Genomic DNA, 19,449 nt, shown 5'->3' with positions numbered 1-19,449 from the left:
CTTTGTACAAAGATGGCCTTCCTTTGATGAAACGACTAATTCAAGCTCGTTGCTCTATTACTGCTCCTCCTACTCTTCCGATACCTCTCTAAACCTGACCAAACGTCTTTCCAAAAGAGCCACACCCAAATTAATATTGGTCGGGCAATCACGACTATTTCATAATTCCCCAGAAGAGAGTGTCGGAAGTGTCGCAAGTGTGGGTAAATTTTGAGTGGTAATGGGGTATCGAACGATGGGATCGCCTCAAGCAAGAAATGCGATCGCGTAACGTGGCCTTAGGTCAATCGCATTCATCCCATCCTTAGATACCCTCAACTTTTTCCTGTTTCCTGTTCCCTTGTTTACATCTTAACTAAAAATGCTATCGCTATTTCAGTTTCCTGTCTTTTGTTGCGATAAAAGATAGGAAGCTGATTTTTTTGATTACCAAAAATAACTCCAATTAAGTAAGCTATCAGCTGTCAGTTGCGTAGGGTGCGTGGCGTTGCTGATTCTGGGTATGGTTTCGCCCCCCTAGCCCCCCAATTTTGGGGGGAACAAAACTCTCTATCAAAGTCCCCCGCCCCCCTAGCCAACCAATTTTATGGGGAACAAAACTCTCTATCAAAGTCCCCCAAAGTTGGGGGATTTAGGGGGCTTGACCAAAACCAAACGTACGCTCGTTCATACTTCAATTGAGCAACGCCGATTTTTTTTAACTACCAATAAAAAACCAATTAACTAAGCATTCATTATTAGATTAATGCTGAATGCTTATAGTTTACATTATAAACCAAAAGCTGATGATAACAACACCAAAAATTATCAGTTTATTTTAAGATTATTACCTCTTACTTATTCCCACAATTACCACACTTTCCACACTCTCCTATTACCCATATTTCGTAATAAAAAAAAATTCCTAAATCCCTTGGCTAGTAGTTAATTTATGTATATATTAATAATATAACCACTTAAGAGAAAAGATTCTGATGACTGAAAACATTCCTCCCACCCCGGACAACCAAGGTCGCAAACCTAATCAATTCAAGCTCTTGTTGATCGGAACTCCTCAACAGGTTCACGATACGATTAATGCGCTGTATTCCGTTAAATACGCATATCCCTACGAGTGGAGCACTCCCGAGCCCACCGAAAAGCCTGGTGAGGTGATGACCACTTTAGTGCGATATTTTTACCTAGACTAGGATAGGAATTTGCCAGGGCTTTTACGCCCTGGCCACCATGAAGATTTAAGGTTGTTTTCTGAAGCGGGATGAAGTAGAATGGAATAGGATAAGTCAGAGCTTAGAATGTGGTTGCTTTCGAGCAATTGCTGACTAACTCTGGTGGAATGTTTTTAGTCATCAGAATTTATTTCTTTGAGTTGACCTATTGTTTACTCGTTTTTGTGTACACAATAGAATTCGGTCAAGACTTGGGTTTAACCAGAACTTGACCGAATTTTTTTTATTGTTAATTTAAGTATTCAGCTATCAGCAGTCAGCTGTCAGCTATCAGCTGTCAGCTATCAGCTATCAGCTATCAGCTATCAGCTATCAGCTTTCAGCTTTCAGCTTTTGAATAAAACAGGTAAGCATAAGTTGAATCTGAGTTAAGTCACAGGGTCGAATCCTGTCCCACAAAGCTGTTCGTGTAGCGTGGCCAACCGCCAAGCGCTTTTCCCCAGATTTTCAATTCTCATGAATCTCGAACTATTAGGTGCGACCCGTGGCGAATTTAATAATTAGATGCGGAAAGCGCACCTTTAAATTCTCCTGTTCCCGTAGCGTGGCCATAGGCCTGCATAGGTTTATATTAACTTGACGGCTGACAGCTGACAGCTGACAGCTGACGGCTGAATGCTTACCCCAGATGCATATAATCTAAATCTAATAATGTTTCTAATTTCCCTATGGGAAGATGGCACAGGAATTCTCGGACACTGGATACTTTCTGGGCGCGCAAAGCAAATAATGTCCCACAGTAGGGAAGATGTTTAATTGCTAAAGCAAAATCTTTCTGTAGAGGGATGTCTTTGTATTGTTCGTAAGTTGTTTCTATTTCTCTAACCAAAGCGTCATAGTTAGCTTTGATTTGATTAAATAATTCCAACCATTTGGGATAGTAAGTTAAAAACTCTTCTCCTTCATTTAAAATAATCTCCAATATACTGCGAGGAGAAAATCCGCTTTTGGCAGAAGATATTTCTATATATTTCGCTGATTTGACTTTAATTCGATTAAAGAGATGGTCGCAAACAATATAGCCCTCTGAAATCATCGGATCTAAAGCTTCCGTAGCTTTGATAATCAAGGGTAAGGTTGTTAACGGATAAGTCTTAACAATTTTCCAACCATATTTACCTTCCCATTTACTCGGTAATTCTTCCTGCAATGTCTGAAGATTTCGCGCCCCATGCAAGATGAGTTGTTCTCTATTGTGTCGCACTACAATGCGATTATAAGGAGTCATTAACTCAAACATAAAACAGTATGCTGTTTCTTGGGGCAATTGATAACCGGCGGAGTGCCAAACTTTCCAAAAAAGTTCGGCAAATGTCAGGTCAAATCCTTTCACTTCAGCCATACCATTCGGCAAAGCCGACGCTACGCGAACGGGGGTGCCAGTTGATTGAACTCTCCATTCCCCTTGGTAAAAATAGAGAACCATCAGGGAACCATCTAATTTTTCATAAACACGAGTGTTCTTCCAGTCAAGAGTTGCTGCTTGACTTTCTCCGTAGTTAAAAAATTTATCATAGGGATAAGATATGATATCCCAATTATTAGCTTCATCTAAAATAATTCCGCGACATTGCTGTACTATTTTATCGTTTAAGGGAGATTCAGTTTGGGAATATTTTAAACAGACGAGATCAGGAAACTGCTGATGGCGATTTACTTTAATCTTAAATTGATTACATAAACTCTCTAATCCCTGGGTTCTTAGATAATCCTGTAACTCCATCTCTATGTTTCCTAATCTCTGTTTTTCCTAAGTTGACCAGCATGATTAACCCTTAGCGATCGCTAATTATAGTGATTACATCTCTATTACAGCGTTTTTCATAACTATGAGGTACACAGGATTTTTTCCCTGTTCCCATCTTGATGCAATAGCGAGTGAGGGAAACCACGGCAGTTGCTCATGGGGGAAACCCCCAAGACCGCACTGCCTCCCCAAAACCACGGTGCATAGCTATTCCCTATTTCCTGCTCCCTGACCCCAGCTCCGAGGGTCCCTGCTGCCTAAAACCCAGAAATTTGTATATCACCCAGTTTAAAACTGCTGTATATCTTATGTAATTTTATTGTAGCACAATTAATCTATCTGGAAAAAACACTCAACAGTCAACAGATTGGAAATTGCTATCTATTTAAGCATTCAGCTATCAGCCGTCAGCTGTCAGCGTTTGATATTTTGGCTGACAGATTAAATCACGACATTGCCGAAGTATCTTAATAAACCAACGCACTTCACCCTTATCTTCTACTCCTTCAATGCCATTGCGAGTGGCTAGGGATTCAGCAGCATCAGCTAAATCACCATCCCACTCTTCGATTACCTCAAGAGCTTCTAGGGCTTGTGGATTATTTGCCAGTTCGGAGCGTAACTTGGAAATCTGTTCTGATGTAAGTGTAGTCATCAAGTTATTTCGCTAAACTTGCTGAATTTGACAACAACTTTCAGTTTATAACAGTTTTTATAGAAAATAGCGTTTGATATGCCGTTGCTTAATAATGGAATGATTTTAAGCGCACCTGTGGAATAGGTATCTTGGTAGAACTGGCATCTTGCCAGTTTCATGCTTATTTTCGTGCGGGCAGGATGCCCACTCTATAATGGAATGATTTTAAGCGCACCTGTGGAATGGGGATCAGGCGTGGCACTGGCATCAAGCCAGTTTCAATCTATTTTCGTGCGGGCAGGATGCCCAATATTTTCGTGCGGGCAGGATGCCCACTCTACTCCTATTCATTCAGAGACTGACGCAACGGCCTTTATATTAAATTTATAGCAATCTGTGTCGAAATTTTGATAATTTTTCTTCCCTACTCCCTACTCCCTACTCCCTACTCCCTTTGCTATATAAGGTACCTTAAATTTTGTTAAACCTACTCGACACGGCCTGCTTTCTTGAAACTCTCTCAGGGCATCCGTGAAATGAATTGTACCAACAGGGGGGCGCTAAACAACAGAGCGATATCAATAACGGTGATAGTAGCGAAGCGAATCTGTTGACTACTCATAATTACTTATTTCCTCATTTATCAAGGTAGCTTAAATTTTGTTAAACCTACTCGACACGGCCTGCTTTCTTGAAACTCTCTCAGGGCATCCGTGAAATAAATTGTACTAACAGGGGGGCGCTAAACAACAGAGCGATATCAATAACGGTGATAGTAGCGAAGCGAATCTGTTGACTACTCATAATTACCTATTTCCTCATTTATCAACGTACATTAAATTTTGTTAAACCTACTCGACACGGCCTGCTTTCTTGAAACACTCTCAGGGCATCCGTGAAATGAATTGTACTAACAGGGGGGCGCTAAACAACAGAGCGATATCAATAACGGTGATAGTAGCGAAGCGAATTTGTTGACTACTCATAATTACCTATTTCCTCCAGCAGTTATCTAAAACTTCTTTAAAGTTGATGTGAATATACTACAGTCCACAATAATTTCACTGCACCGACTTAGCTCACCCACCTTAGTGATTTTCCAGACCGATTGGTGTGATCTGGATCACAATAGCAAAGGGAACAGGGAGTAGGTCAGCATTCAGCAGTCAGCGGTCAGCGGTCAGCTTGTTGATAGCTGATAGCAGCTAAAGTAGCGTTGCTGATTCTGGGTATGATTCCGCGCCCCATACCCAGAATCAGCAACGCCATTTTCTGAGGGTGACCATAGACCAAATCCTGTGGCTGATACGCGACACGCTGATAGCTGAATGCTTACGAGGCAACAGGCAACAGGCAAGAGCTATATAGAGATTTTTGGGAATGGAAAAAACTGTAATCGCTGTTTACAATTCATTTAAAAACCCTATACCAATCCAGGGATTTTCCTTAATGCATATAAAATTAAATTTGTCAAGTAACTTTACTGAACTTTTGTTCTAGGGGCAATGTCCTAGAAGCCTGTGGTAAATTTAACTCAAAGACTGCGGAAGCTTGCCGATCGAAAAGGTTGGCATAGGGAGGATTCCGTTCCCCAGATTCTGGTCACTCAAGGGTGTATCTGATTTTTATTCAACCGCTGGTAATCCAACTAGCTTGCTCCGGATTAGGTAGCGCTAGCCTTGTATCAATAGCTAAACATCCCATGCGGCAATTTAATTTTTAATCAGAGTTAAAACGTTCTGCTGATGACACCCTTTTTTCGCAAGGCTTTTGCCCATCTACCCAAAAAAAATCCTAGGTCACACCGATCAGATGGTCACTCTAGCGCTAATCAAGCCTCTACTTCGAGGAGGTTCGATGCAAAAGCAGATCATCCTCGGCCTTCGTTCCAAAGATATTCTTTAGTCCTACTATTATTCCTCAGCTGTAGTATTTCCATTGGGTTAAGCACAAGGTTAGTGTCTGCCCAAAGTGATGGCAGTACCACTGATAGTAACAAAACCCTAAGGGAGAGTACCATCGAGGAACTCAAGGAAAAATCTCAACCCACCTTTGCTCTACCTTCCCCACCAACTAAAGCTCCTGAGATCGATGCTCCTCCTGCTGGTAAGTACATCCTAGAATTCAATCGCAGCCCAGTAGTAGGCTCTCGTTTTAGTTTAAGAGGCATCTATGACGAAGCACGGCTAGGGTTTACTCGTCCCCGAGATTGGCAACTCAAATCTGTCAAAGCCTTGATTCGCTTTCGCCATTCTCCAGCGCTCTATGCCACTCGCTCTAATCTTACCGTTCTAATTAATGGTGTTAGCGTTGGCAGTATTCCTCTCAAGCGCCAGAAAGGGGAAATTGGGAATGTGCTATTTAATATTCCGATAGACCAACTCCGTAACTACAACCAAATCACAATTGCGGCGCTACAGAATAACTCTCCTACCTGTACTCAAGACCCCTATGATCCTTCCCTATGGACAGAAATTCTACCCGATTCTAAAATAGTCTTTGATTTTGAACCCCAACCGGTTTCTCTAGACTTCAATCGCTATCCTTACCCGATCTTTGATGACCTCAGTCTAGAACCAAATCAAATTACTTATCTGTTGCCCAAGGAGATTGATGATAATTGGTTAACTAGCACTGCTCGTTTCCAAGCTTCCTTAGGTAGGCTAGCGGATTATCGTCGCCTGAAGACTTCCTTGGTGAAATCTGTTAAAGAGGTCAGTGGAACGGGGATTAATCGATTTTCTGGTAATCGATTGGTGATCATCGGCACACCAGAACAACAGCCAGAACTCAAATCCCTGAAACTACCCCTTCCTGTAGGAAATAATCAGATTCTCGATGCTAAGGAAAAAGCCTTACCCCCCGATGTCGGGGTCTTAATGTTAACCACCACTCCTGGCAATGAAGGCGCAGTATTGGTAGCAACCGGTAATGGGCCAGAAGGAGTGGCGAAAGCAGTACAGTTTTTAGTGCAATCGGAAGACCGTCAAATTGGTACCAGTCAAGCGATCTTAGTTGAAAAGCTGGAGGAAGTGCCAACCCCTGCATCCCGTGATTGGCCAGACTATTTACCTGTAGAACCCACATTCAAGCTCAGCGACCTCAAAACTCCCTACAATCAGCCGATTGAGGATATAACAGTCAGGGGTTCTGATTCCCCACCCATTACTATTGACTTCCGGGCATTGCCCGATGATAAGTTTGAGGGGGATAACTATATGAACCTAATTTATAGCTACGGCCCCCAAATTAATCCCAAAACCTCAGTAGTGGAAGTCAAGCTAGATGGCATTGCCCTAATCGGCAAAAAGCTAACGTCCATCGATGGTGGAACTAGAGAGTCCCTGAGGGTTGCCCTGCCTAGTGACAACATTACCCCCTATTCTAAAATCCAGGTGGATTTTCGTCTTGATGCTCGGGAACGGCGCTCCTGTAGCAAAGTAACTGACCAACAGCTTTGGGGTACGTTGCACAGTGATACAAATTTTGAACTCCAGCGCACCAGTGTTGCCAAAGTCCCAGATTTGGGGTTGCTGAAAACGGGTTTTCCCTTTGCTGCTCCTCAGGATTTATCCAATACCGTTATTGTGCTACCAAAAGACCCCTCAATCAGTGTACTGATGACATTACTACAGTTCACTAACAGACTGGGACGGTTAAGCAAAGCGGAATCAATCCAGCTATCAGTTTATACTAAAGATTCTTTACCCACTGAGGAACGCAGTGACCATCATTTGGTAGGAATTGGCCCTCAAGATAAATTTCCGTTTCCTGAAATTTTCTCTTCTGGTGGTTTTGAATTAAAAGATTTTTTGACAAGGCAGCGGAGTGATAGTCAAATTCAAACCTGGTCTGATCATGATGGGGTGATCAAAGAAATTATATCGCCATGGAATAAAGAACGGGTGCTGCTTGCTCTAAGTGCTCAAACTGATAAAGGCTTAGAAAAAGTCCAAGACTTATTAAATCAAGACCCACTATTCTCTCAAATCAAGGGAGACACGGTACTGATTAGTGCTAACTCGGAAAATCCCAATATTTATCAACAAAATTCTTATAATATGGAGTTTTTCAAGCCAAAGCGCCAGCGTCAAATGGAAAAACCTGAGTTGACTCAGCAAATTTTTAACTTCATAATAAGAAGTTGGTTGTTGTTAGCTCCAGCTATTGTAGCTGCAACCTTGCTTAGTTACGGTGTTATTCAGTTTTATCTCCAAAAAATGGCTAGGGATAGAAATTAATGACGGTTTTTTAAGTCAAAATGCCAAATTAAAAATTCAAAATGACTAAATTTATAATTTGGAATTGTTTCCAATTACTACAAGAAAATGAATTAGTTAATGGGGTATTTTTGAATTTTGAATTGATAATTTTGAATTGGAGCGAAGCGATTGACTATTCCATTTTTAAAGATTAGGTCAAAACCGGGTCACAGAGGCTTGGTGACCACACCCCAACAGCGACAGCGACTAACAGTCTGGGTAGTGGAAGACTTACCCTATATATTTGACCAGATTTTACAGTGGCTAAGTCGCCGTCAATTGCTGTTGCTAATTGGATCTTTACTATTGCTATTCATTCCTCTAATTACTGCTCGCCCACCAATTTGGCAACAAGGGTTGCTTGCTGTAATTTTGTTCCTGATGGGACGGGTGATTATTCAGATGGAGGAAGATAAACCGAATCGTAAAACCAGTGAATATCTCCACTTATTGTTAGTTTTACTTAGCGCTTTCACTACCCTACGCTATTTTTATTACCGCACTAGATATACGCTGAATTTTGAAGGGTGGCTGAATATAGTTTTTTGCTTGCTGTTGTATGGAGCAGAATTTTATGCGATCGCTACCTTATTTTTGGCGTACTTTCAAACCTTAAAAATCAAAGAACGTAAAGCAGTTAGTTTAGAAAATATTCCCCAAGAGGAGTGGTTTAGGGTTGATATTTACATTCCTACCTATAACGAAGATCTCGAAATTGTCCGCAAAACCACCTTAGCGGCTGTAGCCATTGACTATCCGACTGATAAAAAATCAGTTTATGTCCTTGATGATGGCAGAAAGTATCCAGAGCGTAGGGAAAAGTTGCGCCAAATGTGTGAGGATCTAGGCTCCGAACTCCTGACTCGGGATAATAATCATCATGCTAAAGCTGGCAATATCAACACAGCTTTTCATAAAACCAAAGGGGATTTAGTGCTTATTCTTGATTGTGACCACATTCCCGCTAAAAACTTGTTGAAGGAAACTGTTGGCTTCTTTTTTAACCCTAAGGTTTCCTTTGTCCAAACACCCCACTGGTTCTATAACCCAGACCCCTTTGAGCGTAATCTGCTCACAGAAGGCAGAATACCTGTGGGTAATGAACTGTTTTATAAGGTGCTGCAAAAGGGCAATGATTTCTGGAATGCGGCGTTCTTTTGTGGGTCTGCGGCGGTGATTCGCAAAACCCACGTCATGGAAATCGGAGGTATTGCCACCGAAACAGTTACCGAAGACTGCCATACTGCCTTCCGTCTGCACTCAAAGGGTTACGAGTCGGTCTACTACGACAAGATTATGGTGGCAGGTTTAGCGCCAGAAAAATTTTCGGCCTATATCGGTCAACAGGTACGTTGGGCTAGGGGAATGGCTCAGATTCTGCGCCTGGAAAATCCCTTGTTCAACCGGAAGGTGAGGTTGAGCCTGCCCCAACGGTTGTGCTACATGAGTGCCACAGCCCACTTTTTCTTCGGCTTCCCGCGATTGATGTATGCGATCGCACCCACTCTATTCTTATTATTTGGCATCAATTCGGTTAAGGGTCTCGGTTTTGAAACCTTGTGCTATGCTCTGCCTCACGTTATTTTATCGATGCAGACCAACCACATTCCCTACAAGCACGTCCGTTTCTCCTTCTGGAACGAGATTTTTGAATTTGCCCTGTCATTCCAGGCGGGAATGGTTACCCTCTTAGCTCTGATTAATCCTAAGTTAGGGTCTTTCAATGTTACCGATAAAGGGATGAATGTTACCAAGCGCAGCTTTGATTTTGATTCGGTCAAGTACCTAGTGTTAGTGGCTGCACTGGCTACTGCTGCCTTGTTTACTGTACCTCTGTGGCTATGGTTAAGACCGGAGGATAGCCAAGCGGTGATTGTTAATGTTTTTTGGTCTATCTTTAACCTAATCCTTCTGATGGCTGCTTGTCTAGTTGCTTTCGAGCAACCCCAACTCCGTCGTGCTCACCGGATGCCAAGGAAGTTAACGGCTGTGATTCATACTCCACAGCAGAGTTGGAGAGGTGAAACCGTTAATGTTAGTGAAAGTGGTGCCCAAATTCTGCTGAATACCCGACCCAACATCCCTGATCAAATTAGAGTGGAACTCGAAGGAGACTACGGACACAAGTGCTTGGTCCGAGGGCGGGTGATGCGAGAAGTTGCTATGGGTGACCAGGTGAGGCTATTTGTTGATTTTATTAATCTCACCGGTACTCAGCAAGATGATCTGGTCTTAGTTATTTATTCTGATGTCAATGAGTGGTATTCCCAGAGACGATCTGAAACAGACCATCCTCTGGAATCCCTTAAGTTTATTGCTACGAGTATCAGACGAGTCTTCCGTGAATTCCGACCAGCTAAAGAGACCAAGGTACGTCAAAAGGTTCAAGCACCGGTGCAATTATATTGGGATTACTGGAAAAACTATTCCGTTAGCGCGACAATCACGGAAATTGGCACTCATGATTTACGGTTGGAATTAGATGGCCACCAGATTAGCAATCTCGATATCATGCAGAAGACTAAACCCCTGATCAGTTTACTGGTAACTCAGGAATCTAATCACTTACAAGATTTGAGTTTTTTGGCTAAGGTGGAAACTATAGAGCAATTAGTTGATAGCGGATCTGTTAATTCAATTGCGATCGAGTTAAGTTTTCCAGAATCAATAGAAGAGCAGCAACAGCTCAAAATTCGACAGCTTCTGAATAGCTTGGATTGATAGCAAAGAGAATAGGAAATAGGGAATATGAACCCCTTAACTCTTGACCTGCGACCACTCCTGAGGTTAACCCACCGGGAATTTGAGCAAATTGCAGCAGCTAACCGCGATCTGCGGTTGGAACTGACTGCTGATGGAGAACTGATTGTTATGCCCCCAACAGGAGGAAATACCGGTAGGCGTAATGCCGATCTAACGTACCAACTCCAAGCTTGGAGTCGTCAGACCCAACTTGAGGTGCGACCCGTGGCGAATTTAATTCGCCAAGTAAGAGCGCACCTAGGGAAGTTTTCGACTCCTCTACTGTGTTTCAACTCCCCAATGGAGCAGGACGTTCTCCTGATGCAGCTTGGGTTAGCTCAGACCGATGGAACAGCCTTACTCTTGAGGAACAAGAAACCTTTCCACCTCTATGTCCTGACTTTGTGATTGAATTGCGCTCCAAAACTGATTCTCTGACATCTCTACAGAACAAGATGCTGGAATATATGGATAATGGCTGTCGCCTCGGTTGGTTGATTAACTATCAAAATCAACAGGTTGAGATTTACCGTTCTGGTCAAGCAAAAGAAATTCTACAATCTCCCCAGATTCTTTCTGGGGAGGAGGTATTACCCGATTTCCGATTGGATTTGCAGTTGATTTGGATTTGATATCTCTCCTCTTTGAAAAAAGGGGATTCTAAACCGAATACCGACACTAGATATAGCGCATAATAATTCATGCGATCGCTTATCAATTATCCTTTAGGAAGTAGGGAGGGTTGCGTCAATTTAATTTACATCATAAGTATGAGAAGCGCTATAGTTTATTTTTTTAGACTTTCAAATGCAAAATTATGGTAAAATTTTTATGTTGATTGGTCTGATTAAGATAACTAGACCGGTCTTTTTTAACCCTAAATTGCTCTTTTTAGGATATTTTGTTACCCCCTGAGCCCTAAAACCTAATACCTAAGACCTGAACTATTAGTAAATCACGATATTATTATATTATAGCATAATAAACTATAATCAAAACGGTATATGAACTTTGAAGACGCTCTGGAATTCGCCAATGCCTTAGTGTTTGCCAAATCGGGAAATCATCTCACTGATTTACAGCAAGCCTTAATTGAGGCATCTTGGTCCTGGAAGCGTCAGAGTTATGATACTATTGCCGAAACCTATGGCTATTCACCGACTTACCTGAAACATGATGTCGGTCCTAAGCTGTGGAAACTTCTCTCAGAGGCTTTGGGGGAAAAAGTCAGTAAAAAAAACTTTCGCTCAGCCCTCGAACGACGGTGGCGCAGTGAACAGGAAACTATCTCCTCGAACCAACAGCCAACTACACTCGAAAGCATAACCCCAGTCGGGGACTCGACCGAGGAAACAGATGGGATTGGCTTAAGGCCAGGCTACGGGAACGGAAAACCACGTCACGATTGGTCAGAAGCCGTTGATGTTCGTTTCTTTTATGGAAGACAATCAGAACTAGCCCAGTTGCAGCAATGGATTCTGAGCGAACACTGTCGGCTAGTCGCCTTGTTAGGTATGGGCGGCATGGGCAAAACCTCCCTATCGATCAAGCTTGCCCAACAACTCCAACACCAGTTTGAGTTTGTTATTTGGCGCTCCCTACGTAATGCTCCTGACCTATCAGAGATTTTGATTCAGTTGCTGAGATTTCTATCCAATCAGCAAGACATTGATTTACCAGATACCACAGACGATAAAATTTCCCGACTTCTGAATGATATACGCTCCCACCGTTGTTTGCTAGTTCTCGATAATATGGAAACAATTTTACAAGGGGGAGCTCAAAGCAATGCTGCTGGACATTATCAAGCTGGATATGAAGAATACGGTCAACTATTGAGACGGTGGGGAGAAAACTCCCATCAAAGCTGCTTAGTACTAACCTCTCGGGAGAAGCCTCAAGAAATTGGACTGCTTGAAGCAGAAGTGCTACCTGTCCGCTCCCTACAATTAAGTGGTTTGAAAACTGCTGAAGGACAAGAAATATTTAATATTATCGGTTCTTTCCAAGGTGAAGAAAGGGAATGGAAGCAGTTAATTAATCGCTATTCTGGTAATCCCTTAGCTCTAAAAATTTTAGCGACAACAATCCAGAAATTATTTGCCGGTAATATTTCGGAATTCTTAAATCAAGATGCGATAATATTTGGTAATATTAAAAATCTTTTAGAGCAGCATTTTGCCCGATTAAGCGCTCCAGAACGAACAGTAATTTTTTGGCTGGCCATCAATCGAGAAGAAGCCTCATTTGCTGACTTACGAGATGATATATTTCCTCCTGTACCACCCCAACAACTGATCGACACCCTGGAATCCTTGGAACAGCGATCGCTTGTGGAAAGAAAAGCGTCTCTGTTTTCCCTACAACCAGTGGTGATGGAATACGTAACTGAACGCTTGGTTGAGCAAATCTGTGAAGACGTTATTGCTGGTGTAACTGCCATTAATAACACTAATAACTGGGAAAATTCCCTGTTGATAACTCATGCTATCCTCAAAGCTCAGACCAAAGATTATCTTAGAAATACTCAAATTCGTCTAATTATCAAACCCATTGTAGAGCGTCTACAGATTGCTTTAACTGGTAAAGGTAACCTAGAAACCCATCTAAATCAGATTCTCGAAACTCTTCGAGGCAAACCTGCCTTAGCCATTGGCTACGCTGGTGGAAATATTATTAATCTCCTTTGTCAACAGGAAATCTGTTTAAAAGGCTATGATTTTTCAAGAGTTACGATTTGGCAAGCTTATCTACAAGGGGTGGATTTACAAGATGTCAATTTCGCTCACTCCGATTTATCCAAGTCAGTGTTTACTAAAACCTTAGGAGTAGTATTTGGAGTAGCGTTTAGTCCTGATGGTAAGCTTTTAGCTACTGGAGATGTGGAAGGTCAGTTGCGTTTATGGCAAGTCGAGAATGGTAAGCCAATTTTAATTTGCAAAGGTCATACCGGTTGGGTTTGGTCTGTTGCCTTTAGTCCTGATGGTAATACCCTAGCCAGTTGCAGTAGTGACAAAACGATTAAACTATGGAATGTCAGCACAGGTCAGTGTATTAAAACCTTAGAAGGCCATACCAGTTCTATTTGGTCAGTAGCATTCAGTAGGGATGGTAAAACCCTAGCCAGTGGTAGTGATGAATCAACAGTAAGGCTTTGGGATGTAAACACTGGTGAATGCCGTCAGGTATGTCAGGGACACACCGGTCAAGTCCTGTCGGTGGCGTTTAGTGCAGATGGTAAAACCCTAGCCAGTGGTAGTGATGACCAGACAGTGAGACTGTGGGATCTTAGTACTGGTGAATGTCGCCAAATCTGTTATGGTCATACTAATCGGATTTGGTCAGTTAATTTTAGTCCTGATGGTGCGATGTTAGCCAGTGCAAGTGCTGACTTTACCATTAAATTGTGGGACCCATGCACAGGTGAATGTCTCAACACCTTAACTAACCATAGCGACAGAGTAAGGTCAGTGATGTTTAGTGGAGATGGGCAAACCCTAGTCAGTGGCAGTGATGACCAGACGGTGAGGCTGTGGAATGTCAGCAGTGGTGAATGCCTGAACTACCTACAAGGACACACCAATTCTATATTTTCAGTAGCATTCAATCGGGATGGTCAAACCGTAGCTAGTGGCAGTAGTGACCAAACCGTACGTCTATGGAATAGCAAGACAGGTCGATGTCTTAAAATCCTACAAGGATATACCAATTCTGTATTTTCAGCAGTATTCAGTCCCAATGGTCAACAATTAGCCAGTGCCAGTACTGACAACATGGTCAGGTTGTGGGATGTCAGTAGTGATAACTGTTTAAAGAGACTAGAGGGACACACCGGTTGGGTGACTTCTGTGGCATTTCACCCCAATGGTGAAATTCTCGCTAGCAGCAGCGCTGACCAAACCATACACTTGTGGTCAGTAAGTACAGGTCAATGCCTGAAAGTATTGTGTGGTCACTCCTATTGGGTGCAATCCGTTAGTTTTAGTCCTCTTGGTGAGACTCTTGCCAGTAGTGGTGATGACAAAACCATCCGGTTATGGGACGTCAATACTGGTCAATGTTTTAAGATCTTACGGGGTCACACCAGTTGGATTTGGTCTGTTACCTTCAGTCGAGACGGTCAAACCCTAGCCAGTGCTAGTGAAGACGAAACCATACGCTTATGGGATGTCAGGAGTAGTGAATGTCTCAAGGTTTTACAGGGTCACACTAGTCGGGTACAGTCGGTAGCATTTAGTCCTGATGGCCAAACCCTAGTTAGCAGCAGTGGAGACCAAACTGTTCGGATTTGGGATGTTAGGACTGGGGAATGTGTCAGGATTTTGCGAGGCCATAGTAAAGGTGTCTGGTCTGTCGCCTTTAGTCCTGATGGTGAATTGATTGCCAGTGGTAGCTTAGATCAAACCATTAGGCTTTGGCAGGCAAGTACGGGTAAGTATCTGAGAACCTTACACGGTCATCGGAATTCAGTACGGTCATCGATTGGGTTTAGTCCTGTAAAACATCAAGATCACCAGGGTAGGTCTGATCAAGAACAGGTGAGCAGTTATTGGCTTACTTGTGGCAGTAATGATGGGACTATTAAAGTTTGGAATACCCACACAGGTCAGTGTATTAAAACCTTGATTCCTGATCGACCTTACCAAGGTATGAACATCACAGGGGTTACTGGTTTGAGCCTAGCACAGAAGTCAGCACTGGAAGCGTTGGGGGCGCTGAGTTGATTTAAAGAAGATGGGAACGAAACTGGTGATTTAAGATGAAAATTGTTTTTAACAAGATAGGGGGAGGCAAGAGGGGGCGAAATTCCCCACCTTCTTCCAAGGTGTTGAAGTTACCGTAAGTATAGTGGAGCCTTTATGATCAGCAGGCTATGAGAAAAAGGGTTAAAACTATTTTATTAAGGCTCCACTATACTAAGGTTTCGTCTCTAGGATGGATAGCCCCTCTCAAATACTGTCTATCTGTTTCCTCGCCCAACTCTCTATATACTCTCCTACACTTGTCCCAGCCTCTTCAGCAGACAATTGTAACCACTTCCAGGTAGTGTCAGTCAGCCAGATACCATGCTTTCTTTTTAGTTCATCATAATGAGCTGGAGCCCCCCTCATTCTTTTTTCTGGTTTTTTCTTTTTTATACTTGACATATCGAATTACCGTAGACTATACTAAAATTACTCTAGCAAAGAAACAAGAAAAACAAGGAGGTGATTTAATTCATGGCGACTCTTAGGCAAACATTTCGTCTATATCCCAACAAAACAGCTATATCAAAGATGTTTTACGCAAGAAAATTACATCAATTATTGTATAATGCGGGGATAGCTGATCGTCGCTATGAATGGAAAGCAAACAAGAAAACCATAGGGTACTTAGATCAGCAAAACTGCTTGCCAGCTTTCAAGGAATGTTGGCCAGAGTACAAAGAACTTTACAGTACTTCTTTGCAAGCGACTCTTAAAAGAGTAGATTTAGCATACAATCGTTTCTTGAAGGGATTAAGTGAAATTCCTAGATACAAATCAATCAAGAAGTATTCAGGATGGACTTACCCTAGTAAGGCTGGATGGAAAGCTAATACCGATGGCAAAAACGGGACATTGGTATTGAATGATCTTGGTCTTGTCATCAAGATGCGTGGGCAAGCAAAGTTTTGGGGAACTCCAACAACTTTGACTATTGCTTATAAACCTAGTATTAATGCCTGGTTTGCTTCAATTACAGTCAAAGTTGATACACAGCAGACTAGATATGGCTCAGAATCTGATTTAGTCTACGAGAAAATCGTAGCTTATGACTTGGGAACTGAGACAGCAATTACAGCTTTCAACGGCGCGGAATTTGAAGAGATAGCCAATCAGAGGTTTACTAAAACCCTAGAGCCTAAAGTGAAAGCCGCTGGGAAAGAGAAACGCAGAAAGCAAGCCCCCGATTTCAAGAAAGGAATAAAAGCTTCTAATCGCTGGAAAAAAGCGAATAAGCGAGAGTCTCAACTAAAAATAAAAGCCGGATTACAACGTAAAGACTGGCAGCACAAAGTTACGTCAGATTTAGCTAGTCGTTATGACATCGGCGTAACTGAGAAGTTAAACACGAAAGGATTGACCCGAAAAGCAAAAAAAGGGTCAAAGAGAAAGAAACAGAAAGCTGGATTGAACAAAGCCATTTTAGATGTAGGTTTTGGCACTCTCAACAAGATGTTAACCTACAAAATTGAACTTAAGGGAGGGATTGTCCTTCAATTGCCAACCAGACAATTGAAGCCATCACAGCGCTGCCCAGAATGTGGAAAAGTTCATAAGAACTGGGCTGAATTATCAAATCGATACCATGTCTGCGATGCTTGTAGTTTTGAGTTTGACAGAGACAATACCAGCGCCATGGTAATGTTCAATGCAGCATTAGGAAAACAGCCGGGGTACGGTGCTGACCTCGATAAACGTGGATTTTCTAGCTCTACTTCAAAGACCAGAAAGCATACTGGATCAATGAAGCAACTAGGGAAGTTGAAGCGTCAAAAATCACGCTCATCAGACGGGTCTGCTGACACCCCGTCCTGGCCGTAGGCCACGCTACGCGAACGAACAGGGCGGGGTAGTTCATTTCTTCTCCTTTGATCTTTCTAGCACAATTAGATTTTTTGACGCAATTAATTGAGTCTGAATATGAATTTTATTTAACGGGAGTTGTCAAAGAAGAAATTAATGGGAAGAATGATGAAGCGAGTGCTTTTGAATCTCTAGCCATTGCTCATGAGCATCCTTATCCCCACCAAATGAATCTACAGAAATTTTGCGCTCTGGCATGGGCTTGAGAGGGCCGCTGATGGGACTGTGCTTGCAGTAGCAAATTACGACCATATCGAAATCCATGTCAACCGGGATATCTGGTGTGTAGGTTTCGACCCGTGTAACTTCCCAATCGCTTTGACGGTAATGGGTTGATGAATCTGGATAGTTAGGATCAACAAACTGATCAACTCGAATAAACTCGCTTCGGACGGTATCCAGGTTCAGGCAGCGCCTTGTCGGAGCAGTCGTAATGCTCGAACAAAGTTTTGGTCAGAGAGCCAGAGTGAGCATATTTGCGCTCTTTCCATCCAGGTTGACGCTTTTCAGCACGAAAGACAATCCATTTACGCATTAGTCTTCCTCCTTTTCGGTGTCTTGACACTCCCCGCCTTGCGCATAGCGGGGATTCCTAGATCTGCGAGCCGCCTTAAACCGCCGTGTTCTAATCTTTGACGCCGCCACAAATTAGACAATATCTAAACCAAAAAACCCGTCGAGACCAAGTATTCAGTCAGTTCACAGCAGACCCAGAGGGCAGTTCTCCCTAGGCGTTTAACTACTTAATTGGAAGTGCATGTGCATAGTCCGTTTCCCTTCCTTTTCGTTTGGTTCCGGTGTGCCCCACCGTACCGTTTTATCTTGCATAGTGATTCTTCTGGGTTCACACACCAACTGTTAATTGATGATTGGGTTTTTAAAGAGGACTTTCCCTTCCCTCTAGACATTACTACTTTGAGGTCGATAAGTTACGGGTCTCTCTCCCGGCTCAGCCTACGGTTTTTCAGCCTGTATCTATCTTTAGAGTACAACAAATATTTGTGTGTGTCCATAAATTTGTTTCTTGTTTTTTGTAGATTTATAAGAGAAAGCAGTCCTAGAAGGATTTAAAGTTACCGTAAGAGAGTGGAGCCTTAATTATCAATTTTTAACCTTTTTGCGCGAGACCGACCCACCTTAAAGGCTCCACTCTCTAAGGTTTCGTCTCTAGGGGCTTTAAACCCAAAATTTTTTGTAATAGGATTTGGGAAATTCAGTTTTTCCTTCAAACACACAATCGACTTCAAGAACAGGGTTACCTGTTTCCTCGATATCAACCAATTGCCAGCCATATTTCTGGCGTTGCTGAATCCAAAAATGGTATACTAAAAATAAAACCATGGAATGCCCTAGATGTCATAGCAATAAAACTCATAAATATGGTCATCAAAGAGGAAAAAAAAGATATAAATGCAACGAATGTGGACGACAATTTCTAGAGGTTAAAACTGAGCGTGGTTACGATGAAAAAACTAAATTACTGTGCCTAAAAGCGATGCAGCGCGGTCTTGGGGGTTTCCCCCATGAGCGACCGCATCAAGACAATGTATCTAAATGGCATGGGCTTTAGAGCCATAGAAAGAGTTACTGGTGTTCACCATACCACCATAATAGGTTGGGTTAAAAAAATTAGTTTACGCTTAAAAGATGTATGTTTCACTGAAGAAATCCCTGAAATAACTGAAATAGATGAGCTACAAACCTTTGTTAAAAAAAAACAAGATTTGGGTGTGGACCGCAGCTAACAAGCGCTATCCAGGAATTTTAAACTTTATAGTTGGTGACCGGAGTTCGGAAACTTTTAAAAAGCTTTGGAAGAGCGTAAAATGTTGGCATAGCTTTTGGTATGTTACTGATAAATATGTTGTTTATAAAATATTTATTAATGATATTGACCATTTAACTAAAAAAACTTATATGACTAGAATAGAAAATGAAAATATGAGATTAAGACATTATTTGGCTAGACTACATCGACGCACTCTTTGCTATTCTAAATCATTAGAAATGTTGGAATTATCAATTAGGCTTCTTATTTATTATTTAAAATATCATAAAATCCCCCTTTCAGGTGAAACCATTTCATGATTCAGCAACGCCATATTTCTCAGCCATTTCCTCGCAGCAGTCCTGATCGGCTGCTGCATGGCGTGACTTGTTTTCGTTTTCGTCATACCTGGGTTTTGGCATACTTAGTTGCTCCTAGTTCCCTATCGTCGGACTT

The 19,449-nt window shown here is 42.2% G+C and carries 9 protein-coding genes and 4 pseudogenes; 8 read left to right on the top strand and 5 right to left on the bottom strand.

From position 1 onward, the window contains the following. Both F6K38_RS21700 and F6K38_RS21695 read left to right on the top strand, forming a co-directional pair. Positions 1 to 214 (top strand): hypothetical protein (locus F6K38_RS21700; protein ID WP_287357434.1); only part of this gene is annotated, 214 nt, incomplete at its 5' end. 760 nt (positions 215 to 974) lie between these two features. Further along, a complete protein-coding gene (locus tag F6K38_RS21695) occupies positions 975 to 1,190 on the top strand; it encodes a hypothetical protein (protein WP_008189162.1) in 216 nt (71 codons plus the stop codon). Between the two features lie 658 nt (positions 1,191 to 1,848). Here the strand turns inward: F6K38_RS21695 and F6K38_RS21690 are convergent. After that, positions 1,849 to 2,952 (bottom strand): T4 RnlA family RNA ligase, encoded by a 1,104-nt coding sequence (locus F6K38_RS21690; protein ID WP_287255397.1) that lies wholly within the window; start codon positions 2,950 to 2,952, stop codon positions 1,849 to 1,851. 451 nt (positions 2,953 to 3,403) lie between these two features. Further along, positions 3,404 to 3,631, bottom strand: a pseudogene (locus F6K38_RS21685) (hypothetical protein); the annotation flags it as partial. 1,727 nt (positions 3,632 to 5,358) lie between these two features. Here F6K38_RS21685 and F6K38_RS21680 point away from each other — a divergent pair. The 4 genes and pseudogenes from F6K38_RS21680 (at position 5,359) to F6K38_RS21665 (ending at position 15,341) form a co-directional block, all read left to right on the top strand. Continuing rightward, a complete protein-coding gene (locus F6K38_RS21680) occupies positions 5,359 to 7,854 on the top strand; it encodes a cellulose biosynthesis cyclic di-GMP-binding regulatory protein BcsB (protein WP_287357432.1) in 2,496 nt (831 codons plus the stop codon). Positions 7,855 to 8,055: 201 nt separating this feature from the next. Next, complete coding sequence (gene bcsA / locus F6K38_RS21675; protein WP_008189146.1) at positions 8,056 to 10,596, top strand: UDP-forming cellulose synthase catalytic subunit; 2,541 nt, start codon at positions 8,056 to 8,058, stop codon at positions 10,594 to 10,596. A gap of 27 nt (positions 10,597 to 10,623) precedes the next feature. Beyond that, positions 10,624 to 11,249, top strand: a pseudogene (locus F6K38_RS44325) (Uma2 family endonuclease). Positions 11,250 to 11,621: 372 nt separating this feature from the next. Then, positions 11,622 to 15,341: a helix-turn-helix domain-containing protein gene (locus F6K38_RS21665; protein WP_008189139.1), complete on the top strand. Its 3,720-nt coding sequence runs from the start codon at positions 11,622 to 11,624 to the stop codon at positions 15,339 to 15,341. A gap of 225 nt (positions 15,342 to 15,566) precedes the next feature. Here the strand turns inward: F6K38_RS21665 and F6K38_RS21660 are convergent, their stop codons facing one another. Next, entirely contained in the window at positions 15,567 to 15,728 is a 162-nt protein-coding gene (locus tag F6K38_RS21660) for a hypothetical protein (protein ID WP_229419904.1), read from the bottom strand. 108 nt (positions 15,729 to 15,836) lie between these two features. On the opposite strand from F6K38_RS21660, the gene F6K38_RS21655 reads away from it, so the two are divergent. Then, entirely contained in the window at positions 15,837 to 17,183 is a 1,347-nt protein-coding gene (locus F6K38_RS21655) for an RNA-guided endonuclease InsQ/TnpB family protein (protein WP_287357431.1), read from the top strand. 135 nt (positions 17,184 to 17,318) lie between these two features. On the opposite strand, the pseudogene F6K38_RS44320 reads toward F6K38_RS21655, so the two are convergent. Both F6K38_RS44320 and F6K38_RS21640 read right to left on the bottom strand, forming a co-directional pair. Beyond that, positions 17,319 to 17,760, bottom strand: a pseudogene (locus F6K38_RS44320) (hypothetical protein). Positions 17,761 to 18,401: 641 nt separating this feature from the next. Further along, the gene (locus tag F6K38_RS21640) at positions 18,402 to 18,566 is read right to left on the bottom strand and encodes a hypothetical protein (protein WP_287357430.1); all 165 of its coding nucleotides are present in this window, start codon (positions 18,564 to 18,566) and stop codon (positions 18,402 to 18,404) included. Between F6K38_RS21640 and F6K38_RS21635 the strand changes: the two are divergent. Next, positions 18,565 to 19,313, top strand: a pseudogene (locus F6K38_RS21635) (IS1 family transposase). The gene F6K38_RS21640 and the pseudogene F6K38_RS21635 overlap by 2 nt on opposite strands. Positions 19,314 to 19,449 lie beyond the last annotated feature (136 nt).

Origin of the sequence: Moorena sp. SIO3B2 (assembly GCF_010692525.1) — a bacterium.
In the GTDB taxonomy this organism is placed as follows: Bacteria; Cyanobacteriota; Cyanobacteriia; order Cyanobacteriales; family Coleofasciculaceae; genus Moorena; species Moorena producens.
Note: the sequence above shows the minus strand (reverse complement) of the source record. Positions and strands in the feature narration are given on the sequence as shown.

Bases quoted from the DNA above. Each gene is read 5' to 3' on its own strand.
- F6K38_RS21655 (WP_287357431.1), top strand. From the start codon at position 15,837: ATGGCGACTCTTAGGCAAACATTTCGTCTATATCCCAACAAAACAGCT.
- F6K38_RS21665 (WP_008189139.1), top strand. From the start codon at position 11,622: ATGAACTTTGAAGACGCTCTGGAATTCGCCAATGCCTTAGTGTTTGCC.
- F6K38_RS21690 (WP_287255397.1), bottom strand. From the start codon at position 2,952: ATGGAGTTACAGGATTATCTAAGAACCCAGGGATTAGAGAGTTTATGT.
- F6K38_RS21660 (WP_229419904.1), bottom strand. From the start codon at position 15,728: ATGAGGGGGGCTCCAGCTCATTATGATGAACTAAAAAGAAAGCATGGT.
- F6K38_RS21640 (WP_287357430.1), bottom strand. From the start codon at position 18,566: ATGGTTTTATTTTTAGTATACCATTTTTGGATTCAGCAACGCCAGAAA.
- F6K38_RS21680 (WP_287357432.1), top strand. From the start codon at position 5,359: ATGACACCCTTTTTTCGCAAGGCTTTTGCCCATCTACCCAAAAAAAAT.
- F6K38_RS21695 (WP_008189162.1), top strand. From the start codon at position 975: ATGACTGAAAACATTCCTCCCACCCCGGACAACCAAGGTCGCAAACCT.